The 24657-nt window shown below is 62.8% G+C and carries 24 protein-coding genes and 1 other RNA gene; 15 read left to right on the top strand and 10 right to left on the bottom strand.

Going from position 1 to position 24657, the window contains the following annotated elements:
• The first annotated feature begins 9 nt into the window (after nucleotides 1-9).
• Complete coding sequence (locus tag AC1D3C_RS20205) at nucleotides 10-480, top strand: GNAT family N-acetyltransferase (RefSeq protein WP_477484190.1); 471 nt, start codon at nucleotides 10-12, stop codon at nucleotides 478-480.
• On the opposite strand, the gene AC1D3C_RS20200 is transcribed toward AC1D3C_RS20205, so the two are convergent.
• Nucleotides 481-1485 carry a 2-hydroxyacid dehydrogenase gene (locus AC1D3C_RS20200; protein WP_477484102.1) on the bottom strand — a complete coding sequence of 335 codons (1005 nt, stop codon included), beginning with the start codon at nucleotides 1483-1485 and terminating at the stop codon, nucleotides 481-483.
• Nucleotides 1486-1738: 253 nt separating this feature from the next.
• Here AC1D3C_RS20200 and AC1D3C_RS20195 point away from each other — a divergent pair, with 253 nt between their 5' ends.
• On the top strand, nucleotides 1739-2281 hold the full coding sequence (locus AC1D3C_RS20195) for an SH3 domain-containing protein (protein WP_247037486.1): 543 nt from the start codon (nucleotides 1739-1741) through the stop codon (nucleotides 2279-2281).
• Nucleotides 2282-2299: 18 nt separating this feature from the next.
• On the opposite strand, the gene AC1D3C_RS20190 is transcribed toward AC1D3C_RS20195, so the two are convergent.
• Nucleotides 2300-3292, bottom strand: a complete 993-nt coding sequence (locus AC1D3C_RS20190) for an adenosine kinase (RefSeq protein WP_038547941.1) — start codon at nucleotides 3290-3292, stop codon at nucleotides 2300-2302.
• Nucleotides 3293-3653: 361 nt separating this feature from the next.
• On the opposite strand from AC1D3C_RS20190, the gene AC1D3C_RS20185 reads away from it, so the two are divergent.
• Nucleotides 3654-4598: an AEC family transporter gene (locus AC1D3C_RS20185; RefSeq protein WP_247037477.1), complete on the top strand. Its 945-nt coding sequence runs from the start codon at nucleotides 3654-3656 to the stop codon at nucleotides 4596-4598.
• An 85-nt stretch (nucleotides 4599-4683) separates the two neighbouring features.
• Here AC1D3C_RS20185 and AC1D3C_RS20180 read toward each other — a convergent pair whose 3' ends face one another.
• A complete protein-coding gene (locus tag AC1D3C_RS20180) occupies nucleotides 4684-5262 on the bottom strand; it encodes a c-type cytochrome (protein ID WP_038547936.1) in 579 nt (192 codons plus the stop codon).
• Between the two features lie 153 nt (nucleotides 5263-5415).
• On the opposite strand from AC1D3C_RS20180, the gene AC1D3C_RS20175 reads away from it, so the two are divergent.
• Nucleotides 5416-6174: a 3-deoxy-manno-octulosonate cytidylyltransferase gene (locus tag AC1D3C_RS20175; RefSeq protein WP_477484101.1), complete on the top strand. Its 759-nt coding sequence runs from the start codon at nucleotides 5416-5418 to the stop codon at nucleotides 6172-6174.
• 11 nt (nucleotides 6175-6185) lie between these two features.
• Entirely contained in the window at nucleotides 6186-7049 is an 864-nt protein-coding gene (locus tag AC1D3C_RS20170; protein ID WP_247138265.1) for a prephenate dehydratase, read from the top strand.
• A gap of 756 nt (nucleotides 7050-7805) precedes the next feature.
• Here AC1D3C_RS20170 and AC1D3C_RS20165 read toward each other — a convergent pair.
• The 4 genes from AC1D3C_RS20165 to AC1D3C_RS20150 all read right to left on the bottom strand — a co-directional run bounded on the left by AC1D3C_RS20165 (nucleotide 7806) and on the right by AC1D3C_RS20150 (nucleotide 10345).
• Nucleotides 7806-8180: a VOC family protein gene (locus tag AC1D3C_RS20165; RefSeq protein ID WP_477484100.1), complete on the bottom strand. Its 375-nt coding sequence runs from the start codon at nucleotides 8178-8180 to the stop codon at nucleotides 7806-7808.
• A gap of 101 nt (nucleotides 8181-8281) precedes the next feature.
• Nucleotides 8282-8977: a helix-turn-helix transcriptional regulator gene (locus tag AC1D3C_RS20160; RefSeq protein ID WP_477484099.1), complete on the bottom strand. Its 696-nt coding sequence runs from the start codon at nucleotides 8975-8977 to the stop codon at nucleotides 8282-8284.
• A gap of 4 nt (nucleotides 8978-8981) precedes the next feature.
• Nucleotides 8982-9941 (bottom strand): NAD(+) diphosphatase, encoded by a 960-nt coding sequence (gene nudC / locus AC1D3C_RS20155; RefSeq protein ID WP_477484098.1) that lies wholly within the window; start codon nucleotides 9939-9941, stop codon nucleotides 8982-8984.
• Complete coding sequence (locus tag AC1D3C_RS20150; protein ID WP_477484097.1) at nucleotides 9938-10345, bottom strand: HIT family protein; 408 nt, start codon at nucleotides 10343-10345, stop codon at nucleotides 9938-9940. Before AC1D3C_RS20150 ends, nudC begins: the two co-directional genes overlap by 4 nt.
• 86 nt (nucleotides 10346-10431) lie before the next feature.
• Here AC1D3C_RS20150 and ffs point away from each other — a divergent pair.
• From ffs to AC1D3C_RS20130, 4 genes are all read left to right on the top strand, one after another.
• Nucleotides 10432-10528: signal recognition particle sRNA small type (gene ffs / locus AC1D3C_RS20145), an RNA gene on the top strand.
• An 86-nt stretch (nucleotides 10529-10614) separates the two neighbouring features.
• Nucleotides 10615-12501 (top strand): DNA polymerase III subunit gamma/tau, encoded by a 1887-nt coding sequence (locus AC1D3C_RS20140; RefSeq protein WP_477484096.1) that lies wholly within the window; start codon nucleotides 10615-10617, stop codon nucleotides 12499-12501.
• Between the two features lie 18 nt (nucleotides 12502-12519).
• Entirely contained in the window at nucleotides 12520-12843 is a 324-nt protein-coding gene (locus AC1D3C_RS20135; RefSeq protein WP_477484095.1) for a YbaB/EbfC family nucleoid-associated protein, read from the top strand.
• A gap of 29 nt (nucleotides 12844-12872) precedes the next feature.
• Nucleotides 12873-13484 carry a LysE family translocator gene (locus AC1D3C_RS20130; RefSeq protein ID WP_477484094.1) on the top strand — a complete coding sequence of 204 codons (612 nt, stop codon included), beginning with the start codon at nucleotides 12873-12875 and terminating at the stop codon, nucleotides 13482-13484.
• On the opposite strand, the gene AC1D3C_RS20125 is transcribed toward AC1D3C_RS20130, so the two are convergent.
• Entirely contained in the window at nucleotides 13481-14092 is a 612-nt protein-coding gene (locus AC1D3C_RS20125) for an MOSC domain-containing protein (protein WP_477484093.1), read from the bottom strand. The two genes, AC1D3C_RS20130 and AC1D3C_RS20125, sit on opposite strands and share 4 nt — an antisense overlap.
• Before the next feature lie 52 nt (nucleotides 14093-14144).
• Here AC1D3C_RS20125 and recR point away from each other — a divergent pair, with 52 nt between their 5' ends.
• The gene (gene recR, locus AC1D3C_RS20120) at nucleotides 14145-14750 is read left to right on the top strand and encodes a recombination mediator RecR (protein WP_477484092.1); all 606 of its coding nucleotides are present in this window, start codon (nucleotides 14145-14147) and stop codon (nucleotides 14748-14750) included.
• Nucleotides 14751-14912: 162 nt separating this feature from the next.
• Nucleotides 14913-16196, top strand: coding sequence for a lytic murein transglycosylase (locus AC1D3C_RS20115; RefSeq protein ID WP_477484091.1), 1284 nt, complete (start codon nucleotides 14913-14915; stop codon nucleotides 16194-16196).
• On the opposite strand, the gene AC1D3C_RS20110 is transcribed toward AC1D3C_RS20115, so the two are convergent.
• Both AC1D3C_RS20110 and AC1D3C_RS20105 read right to left on the bottom strand, forming a co-directional pair.
• Nucleotides 16197-16652, bottom strand: a complete 456-nt coding sequence (locus AC1D3C_RS20110) for an N-acetyltransferase family protein (RefSeq protein WP_477484090.1) — start codon at nucleotides 16650-16652, stop codon at nucleotides 16197-16199. It abuts the gene before it with no gap.
• Between the two features lie 5 nt (nucleotides 16653-16657).
• A complete protein-coding gene (locus AC1D3C_RS20105) occupies nucleotides 16658-18289 on the bottom strand; it encodes an MFS transporter (RefSeq protein ID WP_477484089.1) in 1632 nt (543 codons plus the stop codon).
• Nucleotides 18290-18531: 242 nt separating this feature from the next.
• Here AC1D3C_RS20105 and rimP point away from each other — a divergent pair, with 242 nt between their 5' ends.
• The 4 genes from rimP to infB all read left to right on the top strand — a co-directional run bounded on the left by rimP (nucleotide 18532) and on the right by infB (nucleotide 24415).
• Nucleotides 18532-19122, top strand: coding sequence for a ribosome maturation factor RimP (gene rimP, locus AC1D3C_RS20100; RefSeq protein ID WP_038592094.1), 591 nt, complete (start codon nucleotides 18532-18534; stop codon nucleotides 19120-19122).
• A gap of 67 nt (nucleotides 19123-19189) precedes the next feature.
• Entirely contained in the window at nucleotides 19190-20806 is a 1617-nt protein-coding gene (gene nusA, locus AC1D3C_RS20095) for a transcription termination factor NusA (RefSeq protein WP_477484088.1), read from the top strand.
• A complete protein-coding gene (locus AC1D3C_RS20090; protein WP_038547893.1) occupies nucleotides 20803-21507 on the top strand; it encodes an RNA-binding protein in 705 nt (234 codons plus the stop codon). The genes nusA and AC1D3C_RS20090 overlap by 4 nt, the downstream gene beginning before the upstream one ends.
• A gap of 100 nt (nucleotides 21508-21607) precedes the next feature.
• Nucleotides 21608-24415 (top strand): translation initiation factor IF-2, encoded by a 2808-nt coding sequence (gene infB, locus AC1D3C_RS20085; protein WP_477484087.1) that lies wholly within the window; start codon nucleotides 21608-21610, stop codon nucleotides 24413-24415.
• The last annotated feature ends 242 nt before the right edge of the window (nucleotides 24416-24657 follow it).

Below are 24657 nucleotides of genomic sequence, written 5' to 3'. Positions count from 1 at the left end.
GAGCCAGTAATCGAGATTGCCCGCATAGACGAGGCTTTCGGGCGCTGGGACGAACTTCTGGCGCTTATCCTGTCTTCCTTCGCCTACATGGACGACATCGTCGATCCGCCCTCCTCGGCACATCGGCTGACGCTGGCGTCGCTCGCCCAGAAGGCTCGCGACGAGATCGCGTTTGCGGCAATCGAAGGCGGCAGGCTCACCGGCTGCGTCTTCTGCAAACCGGAGCCGGGCTTCCTCTATATCGGCAAGCTCGCCATCGCCCCGGCGAGCCAGAGCAAGGGCATAGGCCGCCGGCTGTTGACCGTCGCGGAAGGGATTGCCCGGGAAAAAGGCCTGCCCGCCCTGCGGCTCGAAACCCGCATCGAGCTCACCGACAATCATGCGACCTTCGCAAGATGGGGTTTCGCCAGGACGGCGGAAAACTCCCATCCGGGCTTCACCCGCATCACCTCCATCGAGATGCAGAAGCGTCTCGACTGATCAGTTGCGACCCGGGAGCACCCGGTTCGGCGGGCGGTGGCCGTCGAAGAAGGTGCGGATGTTGATGATCACCTTGTCGCCCATGTCGATCCGGCCCTCGATCGTCGCCGAGCCCATATGCGGCAGCAGCACGACCCGGCCCTGATGAGCGAGCTTGACCAGTTTCGGGTTCACCGCCGGCTCGTTCTGGTAGACGTCCAGCCCGGCGCCGGCGATCTTGTTGTCGCGCAAAAGCTGGATCATCGCCGCCTCGTCGATGATGTCACCGCGGGCGGTGTTGACGATGATCGAACTCGGCTGCATCAGCGCCAGCCGTCGCGCCGACAGAAGATGGAAGGTCGCCGGCGTCGAGGGACAATTGACCGAGACGATATCGACGCGGGCGAGCATCTGGTCGAGGCTGTCCCAATAGGTCGCCTCGAGCTCCTCTTCGGTCGCCGGGCTGACGCGCTTGCGGTTGTGATAGTGGATCGACAGGCCGAAAGCCTTGGCACGGCGGGCGACGGCGGTGCCGATGCGGCCCATACCGACGATGCCGATACGTTTGCCCCAGATCCGCCGACCGAGCATCCAGGTCGGGCTCCAGCCGGTCCACTCGCCCGGCTTGTCGGTCAGGATGCGCGAGCCCTCCGCGAGCCGCCGGTTGACGGCAAGGATCAGCGCCACGGTCATGTCGGCCGTGTCCTCGGTCAGCACGTTCGGCGTATTGGTGACGGTGATGCCTTTCCTGGCGGCCGCATCGACATCGATATGGTCGAAGCCGTTGGAGAAGCTGGCGATCAGCTTCAGCTGCGGGCCGGCCTCTTCGATCAGCGCCTCGTCGATACGGTCGGTCACCGTCGGCACCAGCACGTCGGCCGATTTCATCGCCGCCGCCAGCTCGTCGCGGGTACGGGGCGTGTCGTCGATATTGAGCTCGGCCTCGAACAGCTCGCGCATGCGGGTTTCCACCGCATCCGGCAGCTTACGGGTGATATAGACCTTGGGTTTCTTCTTCGCCGTCATGAAACTCTCTGCCTGACGCCCTGAAGCGCGAAACCTGAACGTATCCGGGTTTCGTGCTTCAAGCTTTTGTTCGACGCTTGTCGTTATCCCGAAACCGGTACCCGCTTTCGGGCGGCCTGCTTTAGGAGGTCCTTAACCAAGTCGCGCGATATTCAGTTCATCCAGGGCGTTTTCTACCAGACCCGTCAGCGAAGACAAACAAAACCTCGCGAGGTTCCCGAAAGCCCGAGATCGCTCAGCCGGAACCAAACACATGCGTCGCGCCATTCTCTCTTCCTTCATCGCTCTTTCCTTCGGGCTTGTCGCCTCCCTTTCTGCAACCGCTCCGAGTTTTGCGCAGGGCGCGGCAAAAGGCCCGAGCGGCCTGCCGCTGCCGCGTTTCGTCAGCCTCAAGTCGAGGAAGGTCAATATCCGCATCGGTCCGAGCACAGACTATGCGGTGTCCTGGATGTATATGAAGTCCGGCACGCCGATGGAAATCATCCAGGAGTACGAAAACTGGCGGCGGGTTCGCGATGCCGAGGGCACCGAGGGCTGGGTGAACCAGGCCCTGCTTTCAGGCGAGCGGACTGCGGTGGCCGCTCCGTGGATGCGTGGCAAGGGCAAGGATATCTACGTCAACATGCGCCGCGACCCGCAAGGCACCGCCGCCATCCTCGCCAAGCTGGAGCCGGGCGTCGTGCTGCAGATCAAGGAATGCAACGGCGACTGGTGCCGGGTCGAGACCAACGGCTCCGAGGGCTGGGTCGCCCAGGCCGAAGTCTGGGGCGCTTATCCGGGCGAAGCGTTCAAATAAGATTTTTCCTGCGAGGTCTCAGATGAGGCCTTCGCGCGCCGCAGCTTCGGTGAGCGACGCCATCGGGCGCGGGCCGATCTGCTGGATGCAGATGGCAGCCGCCAGGCAGCCGAGCTTGCCGCAATCCTCCAGCGAACGATCCTGGGTGTAACCGAACAGGAAACCGGCCGCGAACAGATCGCCGGCGCCGGTCGTATCGACCAGTTCCCTGATCGGATAGGCCGCGACCTTCACGCGTTCGTCGCCGCGAACGATGATCGCGCCTTCCTCGCTGAGCGTCACCGCCGCCAGCTTGCAATCCTGCGAGATCTTCTTCAGCGCCAGTTCGAAATCCTCGGTCTCGTAGAGCGACAGCGCTTCCTGTTTGTTGGCAAACACGATGTCGACGGTGCCGGAGCGCATCAGGTCGAGGAACTCGGCGCGGTAGCGGCCGACGCAGAAGGGGTCGGACAGCGTCATCGACACTTCCCGGCCATGCTCATGGGCGATGCGGGCCGATTCGCGGATCGCTTCCTTGGCGCGCGGCGGATCCCAGAGGTAACCTTCGAAATAGGTGACCTTGGCTTCGGCGACGACGTCCTCTTCCACATGTTCCGGGCCGAGATCGACGCAGGCACCGAGATAGGTGTTCATCGAACGCTCGCCATCCGGCGTCACGAAGATCATCGAGCGGGCGGTCGGCGGATTGGTGCCTTCCGGCCTGGTCCGATAATGAACGCCCTGGGCGCGGATGTCGTGCTGGAAGATGTTGCCGAGCTGGTCTTCCGCAACCTTGCCGAAATAGGCCGCCTTGCCGCCGAAACCGGCAATGCCGGCCGCCGTGTTGCCCGCCGACCCGCCGGACGCTTCCACAGCCGGGCCCATCTTCGAATAAAGGAGCTCGGCGCGTTCGGCATCGATCAGGTTCATCGCACCCTTGGTGATCGCATTCTCGCTCAGGAAATCGTCGTCGCAGCGGGCGAGAATATCCACGATAGCATTGCCGATGGTGAGCACGTCGAACTTGGGCATCCGGTCTTGATCCTCTTGGGAAACAGTTTGTCGCGAAAACCGGTATTCGGGTTTTCCACTGATTGGAAGGGAAAATAACCGCGATACCGGCTATCCAGGGCATTTTGGGCCGTCACTCTGCTGTCACGATCACAGGTTATAGAATTGGCGATCCGGTTGTGTTGCCGACCACGGATGAACTGGCGGCCGACCATCGGATGTCTTGGACGAGACCAGGAGGGAAAGCGGGGATTGCCCCGCTTTTTTGTTCGGCGCCGATCGCCACGCCTCGCTTTCAAGCGGCTTTTCTCCATCAACGCATTTGTGGCAAGCCGCGACATGGGTTAGACGCATAAAACCGTCCCCACAGAAAGCCTGCCTCTTGTCCTCCGTGTTCCTGAATGTCGTGCCCCTCTTCATCCTGATCCTGATCGGCTGGATGGCAGCGAAAACCGGGATATTGAAGGAGGAGACCGGCGACGCGCTCGGCGAATTCGTCTTCAAGATCGCCGTGCCCATGCTGATCTTCCGAACGCTGGCGGACGCACATTTCGAAGGCGCCTCGCCGTTCCGACTGTGGACCGTCTATTTTCTCGGTGTCGCCATGACCTGGGCGATCGGTCATGTTCTCACCACCCGCGTTTTTGGCCGGGATGCGAAGATCGGCGTGATCGCCGGCATGTCCGGCTCGTTTGCCAACAACGTCTTCATCGGCCTGCCGCTGGTCGCGCATGTGGTCGGCAAGGACGGACTGGTGGCGATCTCGATCCTGCTTGCGATCCACCTGCCGCTGATGATGGTGGCCGGCACGATCCTGATGGAGGGTGCGGCCGCCAAGGTCGACGGCGGCGAAAAGCGCGGCATTGCTGCGGTGCTCAAGCAGGTGGGCTCCAACCTTGCCCGCAATCCCCTGGTGATTGCGCTTATCATCGGCGTCGCCTTCAACTTCCTCGGCCTGCATTTCCCATCGGCGATCGCCATTGTCGTCGATCAGATTTCCGCCGCGGCAAGTCCGGTCGCGCTGATATCGATCGGCATGGCTCTGACGCGATATCCGATCCGGGGCGATATCGGCCTTTCGGGCACCGCGGCCGTACTCAAGCTGATGCTGCTCCCGACACTCGTCTTCCTGATGAGCCATCTGTTTGCCCTGCCGAAAGACTGGGCGACAGCGCTGGTGCTGACCGCGTCGGTGCCGACCGGCATCAATGCCTGGCTGATCGCCCAGCGTTTCCGTTCGGGACATAGCCTTGCAGCATCGGTGATCAGCATGACCACCGCATTCGGGGTCTTCACTGTCGGCTTCTGGGCCTGGCTTCTCGGCTGAATTTCCGCGCCGGATCGACTGCTGGAAATGAAAATGCCCGACTGACGCCGGGCATTTTCATTTGGGAACTCTAAAAAGCCGCCGATCAGTTGGTGGCGGGCGCCGGTGCGGCGTTCGGGTCCGGGAGCGGAACCGGCGAATCAGCCAGCGTGCGCAGATAAGCGATCAGGTTGGCGCGCTCGGAATCGTTCTTGATACCGGCAAAGCCCATCGCCGTGCCCTTCACGAAGGCCTTCGGAGCGGTGAGGAAGTGGTTGAGATTGTCGAAGGTCCAGTGCTCGGCACCGCCCTTGGAGAATTCCTTCATGCCGGCCGAATAGGCGAAACCTTCATGTTCGCCGACCGGACGATCGACAACGCCCCAGAGATCCGGGCCGACCTTGTTCGGTCCGCCCTTCTCGCCGGAATGACAGCTCTGACACTTCTTGAATGTGGCTTCGCCGGCCTTGGCGTCGGCCTTCACCAAAAGCTGCGCGATCGGAACGGCGGCGGCAGCGGGTGCTGCGGCTTCACCGGCTGCGGGCTCTTCGGCGGCGATGATGGCAAAACCTGCCTTCTCGGGTACCTCCGAATGGAAAATCCCTTCCGAGGCAATGGACACCGACATCATGACGAAAACAGTAGCAAGCAGGGCACCTGCCGCCATGTTGACATTGGGGTTCATCCGCAAATGCTCCTTCGCAACCGCCTCATGAGAAAGCGGACCATCTTGAAATCGCGCGGAACCTATGTCTTTTGCATGGTTGTTGCAACACGATTATCGTTCCGCGCGTGAGACTTTTTGACACTGTTTACGCGGGAATAGAAGGGTCTTTCCATGAAGAATTCGGCTTTTGACCGGACGCTGGTGTTGATCCCGGCACGAATGGCCTCGACACGCCTGCCGGGGAAACCTTTGGCTGATATTGCCGGCCTGCCGATGATCGTGCAGGTAGCAAAACGAGCCGGGGAAGCGCAGGTCGGGCGAATCATCGTCGCCGTCGACCACCAGGATGTCTACGACGCCGTGGCCGCCGCAGGCTTCGACGTGGTGATGACCCGGCAGGACCATCAATCCGGCTCGGATCGCATTTTCGAGGCGGTGCAGAAGGCCGATCCGGATGCGAAAATGGATTTCGTGATCAACATCCAGGGCGACCTGCCGACGATCGAGCCGGAAGCGGTGCGCGCTTCGCTGAGGCCGCTCGACAATCCCTCGACCGATATCGCGACGTTGACCGTCGTGATTACCGACGAACACGAGAAGACCAATCCGAACGTGGTGAAGATCGTCGGTTCGCCGCTCTCGGCGACGCGGCTGAAGGCGCTCTATTTTACCCGCGCCACCGCACCTTATGGCAACGGGCCGCTCTATCACCATATCGGGCTCTACGCCTATCGCCGCGCGGCGCTCGAAAAATTCGTGTCGCTCGGGCCTTCCGCGCTCGAAAAGCGCGAATCACTCGAACAGCTTCGGGCGCTCGAAGCCGGCATGCGCATCGATGCCGAGATCGTTGACTCGGTTCCATTAGGCGTCGATACTCCCGCCGACCTTGAAAAGGCCCGTGCGATCCTGTTCGCCCGTGCCTCCTCGTAACGGATAATCCCATGAATGCACTTACGAATCGCATCGCCTTCCAGGGCGATTTCGGCGCCAATTCCGACATGGCCTGCCGCGACATGTTCCCGACCATGGAACCGCTTCCCTGCCCGACGTTCGAGGACGCCTTCCAAGCGCTCGAAAACGGCGATGCGGACCTGGCGATGATCCCGATCGAGAACACGATCGCCGGCCGCGTCGCCGATATTCATCACCTGCTGCCGGAATCGCGGCTGCATATCATCGGCGAATATTTCATGCCGATCCGCTTCCAGCTGATGGTGCTGCCCGGCGTGACCCGCGAGGAAATCCGCACCGTCCACAGCCATATCCATGCGCTCGGCCAGTGCCGCAAGATCATCCGCTCGAACGGCTGGAAGGCCGTCGTTGCCGGCGACACGGCGGGTTCGGCCAAGATGGTGGCCGAAAAGGGCGACCGCACGATGGCGGCGCTCGCACCCCGGCTTGCGGCCGATCTTTACGGGCTTGAGATCCTGGCGGAGAATGTCGAGGACCGGGACGACAACGTCACCCGTTTCGTGGTGCTCTCCCGCGACGAAAAATGGGTGCAGCGGAACGATCCAGACGAGGTGCTGGTCACCACTTTCGTATTCAACGTCCGCAACATCCCGGCTGCGCTCTACAAGGCAATGGGCGGCTTTGCGACCAACGGCATCAACATGACCAAGCTCGAAAGCTACCAGCTCGGCGGCAAGTTCGTGGCAACCCAATTCTATGCGGATATCGAAGGCCACCCGGACGACGCCCCGGTGCGCCGGGCGCTGGAAGAGCTGCGGTTCTTTTCGGAAAAGGTGCGGGTTCTCGGCACGTATAAGGGCCACCCGATGCGGGGCGCGCTGCAGAAGGGGTGAGGGGCGACGGCGTTTAGCCGGCAAAACGCTCCGGTGGAGCGTTTTGAGCCTCGAACGCGCTGAGCAAAAGCGAAGTGCCGGGAGTGCACCATGCCGGAGGAGATGCAATCGGCCTGGAAGCTGACAGCTGGGCATAATAACCCCTTGGTGTTTGCGGTTTTCAGTTCGGCCGGGACACGTCGTGTGCCTCGAATTGAAATTTTAATAATGACACGCGACGTGTCCCGTTCGGTCTGTTTTTCCGCACAACTCCGGTCCCTCTGCGGCGGCATGGTCTTACGTCCTTGCGGAGTGCCATACCGGGTTGTGTGCGACACACGCACGCCCCGCCTCAGGGCGAGAGGGAGACCATTTTCTGCGCAGCCCCTGGCAATCCGCCTGCATGACGGCAGACCACCAGGGCACCGGTCCCGTCTCGCCGGTTATGCGGGCCGGTGTAGCCGAAACGGGACGGGTAGATTGTAGGCATGGGCTTGGTGGGCGGGGATGAAAGAGGGCCGATTTTTGTGATTTTGTTTCTCAAGCGACTGATTTGCCTAAGCAAGCCCCCCTCTGCCCTGCCGGGCATCTCCCCCTCAGGTGGGGAGATCGGCTGGGGGCTTGCTCACCGCTTCCTATCCCACGTCTCATTCTGCGTTATCTGGCTGCATGATGCCTATCTGGAAGCAACGGTCGTGCCGCTTGTGATCTCCCCCCTTGAGGGGGAGATGSCCGGCAGGGCAGAGGGGGTGCCACGCCCACCGCCGCCTTTCGCGCTTACTCGGCGCTCATCGCATAGACCCGCAGCCGATGCCCGTCCGGATCGGTCACAACGAACGTGTAGCCGAAATCCATCTCGACCGGCGTCTGCAGCACGCGCAGGCCACGGCCCGACCAGTCGGCATAGATCTTGTCGACGCCGGCGGCATCATCGTGCCGGAAGCAGATTTCCGAGCCGCCGCCGCACCCGCCCTTCACAGACGGTTCAGCCGTGTGGCGTGACCACAGGCCGAGCTTCATGCCGGTGTTCAACACGAAGAGGGCAAAGGTCGGGGACTTTTCCACGGGTTCGGCGCCGAAGAGGGCCTGATAAAAATCCGCACTGGTCAGCGGATTGTCGACGAAGAGGATGGTGAAATCGGGGTGGACCATGTCAGTTCTCCTTGTGACGCAATTCCCTCTGCCGGGAATTGCTCTTGGTTGGGACTGACCGGAGATTATCGCAGCCTACTGTCAGATAATGGCAGTAGCGTTCACGGCTGAGCCGGAATTCCTTCAGCCTCTCGCCACTCCTTGAGCAAGACCGGCCGGCGGCGCGGATAACGCGTTTCCGTCCAAGCCGCAGAGGAAATGCGGTCGGTGCGGAAATGCCGGAAATCCTGCCTGAGTTCACACCAGGCAACCATCACCCTGACGCTGTCGAAGAAGCCGAGGGCGAATGGCCAGACTTTTCGATGGGTCAGAGCCCCCTTTTCATCTTCGTATGCGAGTTCAAGGATATGCTCGGCGCGGATCGCCCTTCGGATCAGACCGAGATCGGTCCTGTCCTCACCTCGCCGCGGTGAAGCGACAAGCAGCGTCGAATTGTCGAGGTCCTGTTTCAGATCCGGCGGCAGCACGGCGGCGATCTTGGCGAGCGCATCGACGGCGCCGGCGGCCAGCCGCGAATCGGCGGTCTTCGCCACCCAGCGGGAGCCGAGCACCAGCGCCTCGATCTCTTCTTGCGAAAACATCATCGGCGGCAGCATGAAGCCGGGCCGCAGCACGTAGCCGAGACCCGCCTCGCCTTCGATGAAGGCACCTTGGGCCTGGAGGCTGGCGATATCGCGGTAGAGCGTGCGCAGGCTGACGCCGGTCTCGGCGGCGAGCTTGGCGCCGCTGACAGGCTGGCGGTAGCGCCGGAGCGTCTGGAGAAGAGCCAGCAGGCGCTCCGACCGCGCGACGGTCATGGTTCTACCTGCTCCACTCGATCCAGTCGCGCAGCAGGCGATGGGCGATCGCCCCCTTGACCGGAGCGAAAACCGGAGCGTCCGGGCCGGCATCGAGCATGGCCTCGGCCTCGGCCCGCTCGAACCAGCGGACATCGGCCATTTCCTGCGGATCGATCTTGATCTCGGTCGATTTCGCCTCGGCGTAACAGCCGATCATCAGCGAATGCGGCATCGGCCAGGGCTGCGAGGCGTGGTAGCGCACCCGCCCGGTCTCGATGCCGGATTCCTCGAAGGTTTCGCGGCGCACCGCATCCTCGATCGTCTCGCCCGGTTCCACGAAACCGGCGAGGCAGGAATACATGCCCTCCTGGAAATGGTGGCTGCGGCCGAGCAGGCAGCGGTCGCGCTCCGTGTCTACGGTGAGCATGATGACGACCGGATCGGTGCGCGGGAACATCATGTGCTGGCATTGGGTGCAGATGCGCTTGTAGCCGCCGATCCTGGTTTCGGTCGGCGATCCGCATTTGCCGCAGAACTTGTTGGCCGCGTTCCAATTGAGCAGCGCGACCGCCTGTGCGACCTCGCCCTGCAATTCGCCCTCGATAAGCTGGTCGCGAAAGAGCGCCCGCGCCTCGGTTGGCTTGTAGTGGCTTGCCAGTTCTTCCGCCGGGATCAGCATCGGCACGGCGATGCGCGGTTCACCCGTCTCGTGGTAACCGAGCAGGACGGCATTGTCGAAATCCGGCTTCAGTCCGGCAAGCTCGTAAGGCGAGAACAGCGGGTCGAGGATCTGGCTGTCGTGCTTCAGGATCAGCCGGCTACCGGTGAAGGCGAGGATATGGGCGCCTTCGACGGCGAGCGCCTTCTCGACGCAATCGTCCTCACGGTATTCGGCGCGGCGGTCCAGCTTGTTGCCGGAAAAAGCCGTCAGCTTGCTCGGTTCGGGATGGGGTGCGTCGGTGTCGAAAAGGTTCGCTGTCATGAAAGGGCTTCAACCAGTTTGTTGAGAAAATCTTGCTTTTGTTGCTCTTCATAGGGCACCGGCTGCCCGAAGCCCCAGATCGGGCCGGGCCAGTTCGGGTCGCCCTCGAACCGGGCGATGACATGAACATGCAGCTGGCGGACGATATTGCCGAGTGCGCCGACATTGACCTTGGTGGCGCCCGTCACCGTCTTCAGGGCTGCTGCCACCCTGTTCACCTCGACCGAGAGCAGCGCCTGTTCCGCGGGCGAGAGATCGAAGATCTCGGTCATACCTGCGCGTTGCGGCACCATGACCAGCCAGGGCCAGCGGCGGTCGTTCTGGATACGCAGCTGGCAGAGGCCCAGCACCGTCACAAGATCGGAATCGCGGGTTATCCTCGCGTCCAGTTCGAATTCGCTCAAACTTTCCTCCCTTGTTTTTCTGTTCGATAGCAGTTTTTTACAGGGTTGGCTTGCATTTGGAAGCGTTATTGACGATATGGACGGTGGGAGGTTGGTGGTGGACGAGCCACTCGCCAACCGGGTCAGGTCCGGAAGGAAGCAGCCCTAACGAGCCAGGCACGGGTCGCCGTGCCAGCCTCCCACCCTTTTACTTGTACTACCATCTTGGTCAGCTTCCGGCCCGGTCAAGACCGTGCTCAGGATTGGCCCGCGCAGGCTGGCAGGACTGAATGAGCGATACCGGGCCCACATCTTCAAGCACTTCCGCCGCCAATCCCGCCACAGGCAGCGGATACCGGGTGCTCGCCCGCAAATACCGACCTAAGGATTTCTCGGACCTGATGGTCGGCCAGGAGCCGATGGTCCGCACGCTGACCAACGCGTTCGAGACCGGCCGCATCGCCCAGGCCTATATGCTGACCGGCGTTCGTGGGGTGGGCAAGACGACGACCGCCCGCATCCTCGCCCGCGCGCTGAACTACAAGACGCCAGACATCGACAAACCGACCATCGACCTTCGCATCCCCGGCGAACATTGCCAGGCGATCATGGAAGGCCGGCATGTCGACGTGATCGAGATGGACGCCGCCTCCCATACCGGCATCGACGATATAAGAGAGATCATCGAGCAGGTGCGCTACCGTCCGGTCTCGGCGCGTTACAAAGTCTATATCATCGACGAAGTGCACATGCTCTCGACACAGGCCTTCAACGGCCTGTTGAAGACGCTCGAAGAGCCGCCGGAGCACGTGAAATTCATCTTCGCGACGACCGAAATCCGCAAGGTTCCGATCACGGTGCTGTCGCGCTGCCAGCGGTTCGACCTGCGCCGCATCAGCGCCGCGGACCTGGTTCACCTGTTCACCTCAATATTGGAAAAGGAAGGCATTCCGGCCGAGCCGGAAGCGCTTGCCATGGTCGCCCGTGCAGCAGAAGGGTCGGCGCGCGACGGGCTGTCGCTGCTCGACCAGGCGATCGCCCATGGCGGCGGCCAGGTGATCGCCGAGACCGTGCGCGGCATGCTGGGGCTTGCCGACCGCGCCCGCATCGTCGACCTGTTCGAGCATATCGTGCGCGGTGACGTGACGGCGGCGCTTTCGGAATTCACGGCGCAATACGAGGCCGGCGCCAATCCGGTCGTGGTCTTGACCGATTTGGCCGATTTCACCCATCTGACCACCCGTTTCAAATATATCCCGGACGCCGCCAACGACCCCTCGATCAGCGAAGTGGAGCGCGTGCGCGGCCGGGAATTTGCAGACGGCGTGGCGGTCAGCACGCTGTCGCGCATCTGGCAGATGCTGCTGAAGGGCATTCCGGAAGCGGAAAATTCCTCGCGCCCGGCGGGTGCCGCCGAAATGGTGCTGATCCGGCTGACGCACGCGGCCCATCTTCCCTCGCCGGAAGATGCCGCCCGCCGGCTTGCCGATTTTTCCAATGGCGACGGCCAGCGGGCGCCGGCTCCGAACGGCAATGGCGGTGGACGGCCCGTTTCGCCGCCGCAATCGCCTGTCAATGCCCGCGGCACCGAAATGTCGGGCCCGCGGATTCCGGCTGGCGGGCCGACCGCGATGCTGCAGGCCGTGCCGAATACGACACCGCGCGAAATGCCCGTCGGCCGCGCGGAAGAACAGCCGGCCGAAAAGCCGGTGCCGAAGGTACCCGTCAATTCGATCCAGGATATCGCCGATCTCTGCTCCAAGAACCGCGATCCGCGGCTGAAGGCGCTGCTGCGCAATTTCGTGCGGCTGGTGAAGATCGAGCCGGGCCGGCTGGAGATCAACCTTTCCGGTGACGCGCCGAAAACCATTGCCGGCGACCTGAAGGCGCGGCTGGAGGAATGGACCGGGATTACCTGGTGGGTGACGCTCAGCAACGAGGCCGGAGAGCCGACGCTGGTCGAATCCGAAAAGAGCGTGCGGGAGGCGCAGTTCACCGACGCCCGCGCCGATCCTGACGTGGCGGCGATCCTCGCCCAGTTCCCCGGCGCTCGGATCACCGACGTGCGCATTCGCGCCAGCGAAGAGGATGAAAGCGAGACCGAGGACCTGCCGGCACCGGCGACCGCGGAATCCGAAGAGGGCGACATCCTGCCCGGCGACGACATCGAGCTATAAGAGAAGAGGACGAGACAGATGCGCGACATCATGGGCATGATGGGCAAGGTCAAGGAAATGCAGGCCAAGATGGAGCAGATGCAGGCGGAAATCGCCGCTCTCGACGTCGAAGGCACATCCGGTGGCGGGCTGGTGACCGTGCGTCTCAACGGCAAGGGCGACATGCTCGGCCTCAAGATCGATCCGTCGCTGTTCAAGGAAGACGATGTCGAGATCCTCGAGGACCTGATCGTCGCCGCCCACAAGGCCGCCAAGGAGCGCGCCGAGACGATCACCGCCGAGAAGACCAAGGAACTGACCGCCGGCCTGCCGATCCCGCCCGGCTTCAAGATGCCGTTCTGATCCTGGTCTGATGGAATAGGGAGGTTCCGATGACGCTTGCATCGCTTCTGGTTTTCGCAGCGGCACTTTTCGTCGCCGCAGGTTCGCCCGGTCCCAGCATAGCCGCGCTCGTGGCGCGGGTCCTGTCCAAGGGTTATCGCGACGTACTGCCGTTTCTTGCGGCGATGTGGATCGGCGAGGCCATATGGCTTTCGTTTGCGGTCGCAGGTCTTGCCGCCATCGCCGAAAGCTTCCATGCCGTCTTCGTGGCCATCAAGTGGATCGGCGTCGCCTACCTCCTCTATCTCGCTTGGAAGATGTGGTTCACCGAACCCGCCGGCTCCGGCGAAGAGCTTCCGGAAAATCGCTCCGTGCCGAAGATGTTTTTCGCCGGCCTCACCGTGACGCTCGGCAACCCGAAGATCATGATGTTCTATGTGGCGCTGCTGCCTTCGATCATCGATCTCGGCGGCGTGACGCTGACCGGGTGGCTGGAACTGGTCGTCGCGATGTTCCTGGTGCTCGTGGTCGTCGATCTTGCCTGGGTGCTGCTCGCCGCCAAGGCCCGCCAGTTCCTGAAAAGCCCTCGGGCCGTGAGGATCGCCAACCGGGTTTCGGCCGGCGCGATGGCCAGTGCGGCAGCGGCGATCGCGACGCGCTAGGTCTCGAATGTCGGCCTCCAGCGGCTGCCGATGGGTGCGGCCAGGAAGCGGGCTCTTTCGGTTTCCGACAAGGCCTTGCCGACGGCCGCCAGCATTTCCGCGATCATGACGCGTTCGCCGGCATAGAGTTCGTGGCGGACGGAATCGCCGGGCGTGACCATGCCAGGCTTGACGACGCGGCAATAGATGCCGGGGCGGCCGGCTTTGGTATAGGTCTTCAGGAATTTCGGATCGCCCATCTTTACCGCGAGCGTGTTGCAGGGAGAGCGGGCGCAGCTGGCTTCCAGTACGACCTCGCCTATATGAAAACGGTCGCCGACGGCGACATCGCGGTTGTCGAGGCCTTCGACGATCAGGTTCTCGCCAAACGTGCCGGGCGAAAAATCGCGGCCGAGTTCGGCCGCCCACCAGTCCAACGTCAGCGAGCCTTCGAGCAGGATCGCCTGATCCTCGCCGCCGTGGTGTTTCGTGTTGCAGACCGCATCGCCGACGAGGCCGAGGCTATCGATCATGACGGCGCCGTTGACGGCGTGTTTGTAGATGCCGGTCTTGAAGCTCTTGCCCGGCAGCCTTTCCGGATGTCCGAGGCAGACGGCGAGAAGTTTCATAAGCGGTCCTTCCGCGATTCCGTTTTTAAGGCATATGGGCTAAAGGGAGAAAATGGCAAAGCGAGTCACCGGCCCCGAAATCGAAAAACTCATCCAGCTTCTGGCAAAGGTCCCGGGTCTCGGGCCGCGCTCGGCGCGCCGGGCGGCGCTGCATCTGATCAAGAAGAAGGAGCAGCTGCTCGGGCCGCTTTCGAGCGCGATGGGCGAGGCCTATGACAAGGTGAAGATCTGCTCGCGCTGCGGCAATGTCGATACCGTCGATCCCTGCACGGTCTGCACCGATATCCACCGCGACCAGACGATGCTGATCGTCGTCGAAGACGTCTCCGACCTCTGGGCGCTGGAGCGGACGGGCGCGATGAACACCGCCTATCACGTGCTCGGCGGCACGCTTTCGCCGCTCGACGGCATCGGCCCCGACGACCTCAACATCCGCGGGCTGATCGACCGGGTCAACGAGGGCATCGTCCGCGAGATCATCATCGCCGTCAACGCGACGGTCGAGGGGCAGACCACGGCCCACTATATTACCGACCAGCTCTCCGGCATCGACGTGAAGATCACGAGGCTGGCGCATGGCGTGCCGGTCGGCGGAGAGCTCGATTATCTCGACGAGGGCACGCTGACGGCGGCGCTTCGGGCGCGGACGGTGATTTAGCGTTTGAAGAGGATAACGATGAGCAAGCTCGCCCCCCTCTGGCCTGCCGGCCATCTCCCCCTCAAGGAGGGAGATCGGCAAGTCGCGCCGACGTCGCTCCAATCGCGTCGTTCAGGGTGGCCGGGACCTCGCAACGATTCAATCTCCCCCCTTGAGGGGGAGATGCCCGGCAGGGCAGAGGGGGGTGCCGCCGGGCGGGGTGCCTCCAGACGAGCGGTAGCATTGGCTTTCGCCATATTCACAACCCTCCTCCCCCTCCCCGCGCTCGCCCAAAACCGTCCCGACGTCGAAAAGCAGTTCCAGCGGTGGATCGCCGGCGATCTGGCTCCGGTGGCCAAGAAGTCCGGTATCTCCGAGAAGACGTTGAAGACCGCCTTCCAGGGCGTGACGCTCAACTGGGACCTGCCGGACCTGGTACCGCCGGGTTCGGAACCGCCGAAGCAGCAGGACCAGAGCCAGGCGGAGTTTTCCTCTCCCGGCGCCTACTTTTCCGAAAAGCGGCTGCAGGGGCTCGCCGAGACCGGCCGCGGGCTTGCCTCCACCTATTCGGCGACGCTGAAGAAGATCGAAGCGGCCTATGGCGTGCCGGGCGAGATCGTCGTCGCCATCTGGGGGCGTGAATCCGGCTTCGGCAAAGCGCGGATGCCCTATTCCGCCGTGCAGGTTCTGGCGACCAAGGCCTTCATGTCGACCCGCAAGGACATGTTCCGCGAGGAGCTGATTGCGGCGCTGAAGATGATCGAGCGGGGCGATGTCGATGCGGCGACGATGAAGGGTTCCTGGGCGGGGGCGCTCGGCCAGCCGCAGTTCATGCCGTCGAGCTACCTGAAATATGCCGTCGACTTCGACGGTGACGGTCGCCCGGACATCTGGAATTCGGTGCCGGATGCGCTTGCCTCGATCGCCCACTACCTGCAGAAGGAAGGCTGGCAGCGCGGCCGCGACTGGGGGTTCGAAGTGACGATCCCCGCGAAAGTGTCCTGCGCGCAGGAAGGGCCGGATCTCGCCAAGCCGATCTCCGCCTGGGCGGCAACCGGCATCACCCGCATTTCCGGCAAGGCTTTTCCCGCGGCAGACCTCAAGGCGGACGGCATGATGCTGGTGCCGGCGGGGCGCAACGGACCGGAATTTGTCGTCACGCCGAATTTCTACGTGATCAAGGAATACAACAATTCCGACCTCTATGCGCTGTTCATCGGCAATCTCGCCGACCGGATCGCCTCGGGTGCAGGACCGTTCCAGGCACCCTGGGGCGATGTCGGCAAGATGCTGCGCTCAGACGTGCTCGCCATGCAGAAGGCGCTGGTCGCCAAGGGTTATGACGTGGGCAATGTCGACGGCCTGCCGGGTTACAAGACCCGCCGTGCGCTCGGCGACTGGCAGGCAAAGAACGGCCTTGCTCCAACGTGTTTTCCCGATCCGTCGCTCAAGGGAAAGATCAGATAGTCAGAGGCTGCGTTTCAGGCCTTCGTGGCTCGGGGTGAAGCCGAGCTTCTCATAGAAGCGGATCGCATCCGGCCGCGCCTTGTCGGAGGTGAGCTGCACCAGCTTGCAGCCGCGCTCGACACACTTTTCCACTGCCCATTCGATGAACTGCGATCCCAGCCCACTGCCGCGCTCGCTTGCAGCGATCCGCACGCTTTCGATCTGGCCGCGCCACAGGCCGGTGCGTGACAGGCCCGGAATGAAGGAAAGCTGCAGGCAGCCTACCACCTTGTCTTTCCGGTTCACCGCGACTGCAAGAAGCTGGTTTCCGTCAGCCTCGATCGCTGCAAAGGCCTGCTCGTAGCGGGGATCGACCGGATCGGACACGACTTCGCGAGCCTGCCCAAGCGCATCGTCCGCGAGCAGTTCGACAATGGCGAGGAGATCGGAGCGGCGGGCTTTTCGGAAGGAAAACATCGGATCTAGTGGTGCAGGTCGGGGGGCGATTTATGGAATATGTCGTCGCCCGGCGGGATCGCCTGACGCTCGATCATCCGGTGGACGCGGGGGCCTTCTTCGCCGCGATGAAGACTGCGGATCGCATCCCAGGCCTCGGCATCCGCCTGGGTGCGGCGCTGGTTATGGCGCACGTAATCGGCCCAGGTCGCGGTATGGTATGTCTCCGTCCAGATTTCCGGATGTTCCAGATCGCGCATCAGCGCCCATTGCCGCGCACCGTCGCGAATGCGAATACGGCGTCGCTGCGACATCAGTGCCAGGAATTCCGGCACATCCTCGTCGGCGATGGTGTAATCCACCAGGGAAACGATCGGGCCGCTGCGCGGCTGCAGGTCGAGGCTCAGCAGCGGCACGTTGAACCGGTTGAGCGGATCGAGATTGGCATCGCTGAACTGGGGCAGCGGCAGGCGCATGCCGATCACGGCGCCAAGCAGCATGACGAGGCTCGACAATGTGAGCGCGATCGACACCCCGAACGTGTCGGACAGTATCCCCCACACCCAGCTTCCGCCGGCAATGCCGCCGAACGTCGCCGTCTGGTAGAATGAAAGCGCGCGCGCGACCACCCAACGCGGCGTCGAAAGCTGCACCGTCGTGTTGAACAGCGACAAAGCCAGCACCCAACAGGCGCCGGGCACGAGGAGGACGATCGCCGTCAGCGCCGTGCTTGAACTCAGGCCTATGATCGCGGCGCTCGCGGCGAAACCCAGGAAGGACAGGCGGACGATCGATTCGCTGGTCAGCTTTTCACGCAGTCGCGAATTTGCCATGGCACCGGCGATGGCACCGACCCCGAAGGCGCCAAGCATGATGCCGTAGGTCAACGGGCCGCCGGAAACCAGGTCGCGGGCGACGATCGGCAGAAGCGCCAGGACGGCGCTCGCCGAAAGACCGAAGACAAGGCCACGGAACAGCACGTTGAGAATGTTGGGCGACATAACGACGTAACCGAGGCCCGCCGAAAGCGCCCGCAGCAGCGTCTCGCGCGGCAGCGCGTTGTCGCGGCTTTCCGGTTTCCAGCGGATCAAGGCATAGATGAGCGCGAAATAGCTCATCGAATTGACGGCGAACGCCGCGGCGGCGCCGGCAGCCGCTACGATCGCGCCGCCGATCGCGGGGCCGACGCTGCGGGTGATGTTGAAGCCGACGCTGTTGATCGTCACCGCCGCCGGCAGCACCTCGCGAGGTACCATATCACCGACAGAAGCCTGCCAGGCCGGGTTGTTGAGCGCCACGCCACAGCCGAGCAGAAAGGTGAATGTCAAAAGCAGCCAGGGCGTCAGCAGGTCGAGATAGGCAAAAACCGTCAGGGTGAGCGAGACGGTGAGCATGAAGAACTGCGCCGTCAGCATCAGGCTGCGGCGGTTGACGTTGTCGGCAAGCGCGCCGGCAATCAGCGAAAAGAGCATGATCGGCAGCGCGGTCGAGGCCTGGACCAGCGCAACCATGTCCTCGGAATCGGTGATCGAGGTCATCATCCACGCCGCGCCGACGGCCTGGATGAGGCTGCCGAAATTGGAAGCGAGGCTGGCGATCCAGATGGTTCTGAACGTTGGATGCCTGAACGGAGCCAGGGTCGATATCCGATCGGGCACTTTTATCCTCGTTCTTTCATGCGTCGTACCAAACGGTTATAGACCCGGCAGAACCAAATTCCAGTCGCTAGGGCCGGAGAATATGCGACTCTTGCAATCGCAAGGCCGAAAGCGTATATGCACCCCATATTCTTGATCGTCCGATGAAGAGTGGGCCCCACCGGACCCGCTCTTTTTTGTTAGGCGATCACTGTAACCCAGACATTGGGCCCAGCTATGGGGCAATGATTGCCGGAGAGCTTATGCCGCAAACCGAATACGAGCCGCGGCTCATCATCGAGACCGGGCTTGACCTCAGGGTCGCCGAAATCATCGAGCCCGTGCTGACCGCCATGGACTATCGTCTGGTGCGTGTGAGGATGCTGAACCAGAACGGCGCGACGCTGCAGATCATGGCCGAGCGCAACGACGGCACCATGGATGTGGAAGGCTGCGAAGCCGTATCCGTGGCGATTTCGCCGGTTCTGGATGTAGAAGATCCCATCGATCGGGAGTATCATCTCGAAGTGTCCTCGCCGGGCATCGACCGCCCGATGGTTCGCAAGTCGGATTTCACCCGCTGGCTGAACCATCTGGTCAAATGCGAAACGTCGATCATGATCGACAATCGCAAGCGGTTCCGCGGCAGGATCACCGAAAGCGATGCGGACGGTTTCACGATCGAGCGGGACCAGGTCGCCTATGGCGAGGAACCACGGGTAACGATCCCGTTTTCGGCACTGGCCGAGGCAAAGCTCATTCTGACCGACGATCTGATCCGCGACGCACTTCGGGCCGACAAGCTCGCCAAGGCGCAGGCCGCGAACCAGAACGAAGAAGCAGAAGACGAATAAACCGAACAGAGACTTGTGCCTTTCCCCCGGAAAGGCCTCATCTTTTGACCTACGGAGACCAACGACAATGGCAGTGAGTGCGAACCGGCTTGAACTTCTGCAGATCGCGGATGCAGTGGCGCGCGAAAAGGTCATCGACCGCGAGATCGTGCTGGCTGCGATGGCCGACGCCATCCAGAAGGCTGCCCGCTCCCGCTACGGCTCGGAAACCAATATCCGTGCCGACATCAATTCCAAGACCGGCGAAATCCGGCTCCAGCGCCTGCTGGAAGTCGTCGAGCACGCCGAAGACTACGGCACGCAGATCCCGCTGGCGCTGGCGCTCGACCGCAACGTCGATGCCAAGATCGGCGACTTCATCGCCGACCCGCTGCCGCCGATGGATTTCGGCCGTATCGCCGCCCAGTCGGCCAAGCAGGTCATCGTCCAGAAGGTGCGTGAAGCCGAGCGTGATCGCCAATTCGACGAGTTCAAGGACCGCGTCGGCGAAATCATCAACGGCACCGTCAAGCGTGTCGAATACGGCAACGTCATCGTCGATCTCGGCCGCGGCGAAGGCATCATCCGCCGCGACGAAATGATCCCGCGCGAGAACATGCGTTATGGCGATCGCGTCCGCGCATACGTCTATGATGTCCGTCGCGAACAGCGCGGCCCGCAGATCTTCCTGTCGCGTACCCATCCGCAGTTCATGGTGAAGCTGTTCACCATGGAAGTGCCGGAAATCTACGACGGCATCATCCAGATCAAGTCGGTCGCCCGCGATCCGGGCTCGCGCGCCAAGATCGCCGTGATCTCGAACGATAGCTCGATCGATCCGGTCGGCGCCTGCGTCGGTATGCGTGGTTCCCGCGTTCAGGCGGTTGTCGGCGAGTTGCAGGGCGAGAAGATCGACATCATTCCGTGGTCTCAGGATCCGGCGTCGTTCATCGTCAACGCGCTGCAGCCGGCCGAAGTCGCCAAGGTGGTTCTCGACGAGGATGCCGAGCGCATCGAAGTCGTGGTTCCGGACGAGCAGCTGTCGCTTGCCATCGGCCGCCGCGGCCAGAACGTCCGCCTCGCCTCGCAGCTGACCGGCTGGGATATCGACATCATGACGGAAGCCGAAGAGTCGGAACGCCGCCAGAAGGAATTCAACGAGCGCACCAACCTCTTCATGGACGCCCTCGACGTCGACGAAATGGTCGGCCAGGTGCTGGCTTCGGAAGGCTTTGCCCAGGTCGAGGAACTGGCTTACGTCGATCTCGACGAAATCTCCTCGATCGACGGTTTCGACGAAGACACCGCGACCGAAATCCAGACCCGCGCCCGCGAATACCTGGAGCGGATCGAAGCCGAGATGGACGCCAAGCGCAAGGAGCTCGGCGTAGAAGACGAACTGCGGCAGATCAACGGCCTGAACGGCCAGATGCTCGTCGCGCTCGGCGAAGACGGCATCAAGACGATCGAGGACTTTGCCGGCTGCGCCGCCGACGACCTCGTTGGCTGGAGCGAACGCAAGGACGGCGTGACGAAGAAGTTCGAAGGCCTGTTCTCGAAGTTCGACATTTCCCGCGTCGAAGCTGAAAACATGATCGTCCAGGCCCGCCTGTCGGCAGGCTGGATCACCGAGGAAGATCTCGCAAAGGGTGCCCCCGAGCCGGAAGCCGAAGCGGAGGAGGCGGACGCCGTTGAGCAGGAATGATCCCGCTCGCGAATGAGCCGGACCACAATGATGACGGACCTGTCGATGATGACCTGGGCGAGATCGTCGTGAACGACCGTACCTGCATCGTCACCCGCGAGGCGGGATCACCGGAAACGCTGATCCGCTTTGTGGCTGGCCCGAATGGTCAGGTCGTGCCCGATCTGAAGCGTCAGCTTCCGGGCCGTGGCTGCTGGATCAAGGCTGAACGGTCGCTCGTCGATCGGGCAGTTCAGAAAAAGCTCTTCGCCCGGGCCCTCAAGGCCGAGGCGAAGGCGGATGCGGATCTCGGCGCGCTGGTGGATCGCCTGCTCGCCGCCGATCTCGTCGGCATGATGAACATGGCGCGCAAGGCGAGCCAATTCGTCACCGGCGCAACGAAAGTTGATGCTGCCGTGCGCTCAGGTGCTGCGCTCGCGGTGTTCCATGCGGCCGATGCGGCCGCCGATGGAGTGAGGAAAATAGACCAGGCCCGCAAGGCCTGGAAGCTCGGTTCAAATACCGGGGAAGACATTCCGTCCTTTTCGCTCTTTACCAGCGCGGAATTGGACGAAGTGATGGGCCAGAATGCTTTTATCCATGCCTGCGCGCTTGCGGGGCAGGCGGGTGAGGGTGTAGTGAAGCGCGCAAACCTACTTGAACAGTACCGCATGGGCGGTCTGTCCCAGACAAAAGGTGTCGCTGACATGCCGAAACAATGACGCGGTCACCGGCTTTAGCCGGACGCACATCGATATATACGGATTAAACGACGGGTTCTGATGGCTTCCATCCGTTCCTGTCCGAAGGAACAGGAACGGAATGACCGATAGCAAAGACGATAAGACACTCGGCGTAAAGAAGACCCTTACACTGAAGCCATCCGGGATGAGCCAGGGTACCGTCCGCCAGGACATGGGTCGCGGCCGTACCAAGGCCGTCGTCGTCGAGACAGTGAAGCGGCGGCCAACCCGGCCACTGGACGAAAAGCCGGTAATCACACCCGCAGCCCCGGCGCCCGCGCCGCGGGTGGTAGAGGCTGTCGCACAGCCGGCCGCTCCCCAGCGCCCAGCACCGCAGCAGCCGGCCGCTCCGGCAGCGCGCGTCCATCAGCCGGGCTCGCAGAACGCACGGCCGCAGCAGAACCAGCGTCCGCAGCAATCCAATCAACCGCAGCGCCCGCAGCAGCCCAACCAGCCGCAGCGTCCGCAGCAGTCCGGCCAACCGCAGCGTCCACAGCAGCGTCAGGGCGGCGCGGTCCTGCATGATCTTTCGGCCGGCGAGATGGAAGCCCGTCGCCGTGCGCTGATGGAAGCGCAGGCACGCGAGGTCATCGAGGCCAAGCAGCGCGCCGAAGACGAGGAACGCCGCAAGGTCGAGGAAGAACGCCGCAAAATAGAGGAAGCCGCCGAGGCTGCCCGCCGCGCTGCCGAACCCAAGGTCGAACCGGTCGAGGCTCCTGCCCCGGCCGAGACGCCTGCACCCGCGGTTGCCGAAAAGCCGGCCGAGCGCGCTGCTGGAGCCGCTACCGCCCGTCCGGGCGAAACACGTCCGCAGGCTCCGCGGCCCGCAGCACCCGGCGCCGCACCTGCGGCACTGCCGGTTGCCGGTCGCCGCAAGGGCGCTGACGAAGAAGATGAGGATCGCGGCCCGCCGCGTGGCGCACCCGGCCGTGGCCGAGTCCCCGTCGCTGCTCCCGCCAAGGTTCCGGCCCGCCCGAAGACCGAAGACGAACGCCGCCGCGGCAAGCTGACGGTGACCACGGTCAGCACGGACGACGACGGCAATGCCCGTGGCCGTTCGATGGCCGCCACCCGCCGCCGGCAGGAGAAGTTCCGCCGCAGCCAGATGCAGGAAACGCGCGAAAAGGTCATGCGCGAAGTCATCCTGCCGGAAACCATCACCATTCAGGAACTGTCGCAGCGCATGTCCGAACGCGCCGTCGACGTCATCAAGTACCTGATGAAGGAAGGCCAGATGATGAAGCCGGGCGACGTCATCGACGCCGACCTCGCCGAGATCATCGCCGGCGAATTCGGCCATACCGTCAAGCGTGTTTCCGAATCCGACGTCGAAGAAGGCATCTTCAACGTTGCCGACGACGAAGGCGAAATGGTTTCGCGCCCGCCGGTCGTCACCATCATGGGCCACGTCGACCACGGCAAGACCTCGCTGCTCGACGCCATCCGCCATGCCAACGTGGTCTCCGGCGAAGCCGGCGGCATTACCCAGCATATCGGCGCCTATCAGGTGGAACAGAACGGCCAGAAGATCACCTTCATCGATACCCCCGGCCACGCCGCCTTCACGGCCATGCGTGCCCGTGGTGCTCAGGCGACGGATATCGCAATCCTGGTTGTTGCAGCCGACGACAGCGTGATGCCGCAGACGATCGAATCGATCGCCCATGCCAAGGCAGCGGGTGTTCCGATCATCGTGGCGATCAATAAGATCGACAAGCACGAAGCCAACCCGGACAAGGTTCGCCAGCAGCTTCTGCAGCACGAAGTGTTCGTGGAATCGCTCGGCGGTGAAGTGCTCGACGTCGAAGTGTCGGCCAAGAACAAGGTCAATCTCGACAAGCTGCTCGAAGCCATCCTGCTGCAGGCCGAAATCCTCGACCTCAAGGCCGATCCGAGCCGGACGGCCGAAGGCATCGTCATCGAAGCCCAGCTCGACCGTGGCCGCGGCGCGGTTGCGACCGTGCTCGTCCAGAAGGGCACGCTGAAGCCGGGCCAGATCATCGTCGCCGGCGATCAGTGGGGTCGCGTTCGCGCGCTCGTCAACGACAAGGGCGACCATGTGAAGGAAGCCGGTCCGGCCATGCCGGTCGAGGTGCTCGGTCTTTCTGCCACTCCGGCCGCCGGCGACAGGTTCGCCGTGGTCGAGAGCGAAAGCCGTGCCCGCGAGATTTCCGAATATCGCCAGCGGCTTGCCCGCGACAAGGCGGCTGCCCGCCAGTCCGGCCAGCGCGGTTCGCTCGAACAGATGATGAGCCAGCTCCAGAATACCGGCTTGAAGGAATTCCCGCTGGTCATCAAGGGTGACGTGCAGGGTTCGATCGAAGCGATCATCGGCGCACTGGACAAGCTCGGCACCGACGAAGTGCGTGCCCGCATCGTTCATTCGGGTGCCGGCGGCATCACCGAATCGGATATCTCGCTTGCCGAGGCATCCAATGCGGCCATCATCGGCTTCAACGTCCGCGCCAATCCGCAGGCACGAACAGCCGCTGAACGCGAAGGTCTCGAGATCCGCTACTACAACATCATCTACGATCTGGTGGATGACGTGAAGCAGGCGATGTCGGGCCTTCTCTCTCCGGAACGCCGCGAAACCTTCATCGGCAATGCCGAGATCCTCGAAGTGTTCAACATCACCAAGGTCGGCAAGGTCGCCGGTTGCCGTGTCGTCGAGGGCAAGGTCGAGCGTGGAGCGGGCGTCCGCCTTATCCGCGACAACGTCGTTGTCCACGAAGGCAAGCTCAAGACGCTCAAGCGCTTCAAGGACGAAGTCAGCGAAGTGCCGATGGGCCAGGAATGCGGTATGGCGTTCGAGAATTACGAAGACATGCGCGCAGGCGACGTCATCGAATGCTTCCGCGTGGAGCATATCACGCGCTCGCTGTGACCTCCGGCGAACAGCCCGAACAATTAAAGGAGCCGCCCGTGACCTTCACGGGCGGCTCCTGGCATTTTGGGTATTCGGTTTCTCGTGAGGAACTGGCCGCGACGAGGCCCCAAACAAATTCATACTCTTTGTTCGCGGCTTGATCCGCCGCCCGTGGCGCATCCGTTGGAGCGCCACGAGTCCGGATGGACGCATAAAAGATGTCAATCCATCTCCCCCCGTCGAGGCCCGGCCTCGATATG

Source organism: Neorhizobium sp. P1_A6, assembly GCF_056406795.1.
Note: the sequence above shows the minus strand (reverse complement) of the source record. Positions and strands in the feature narration are given on the sequence as shown.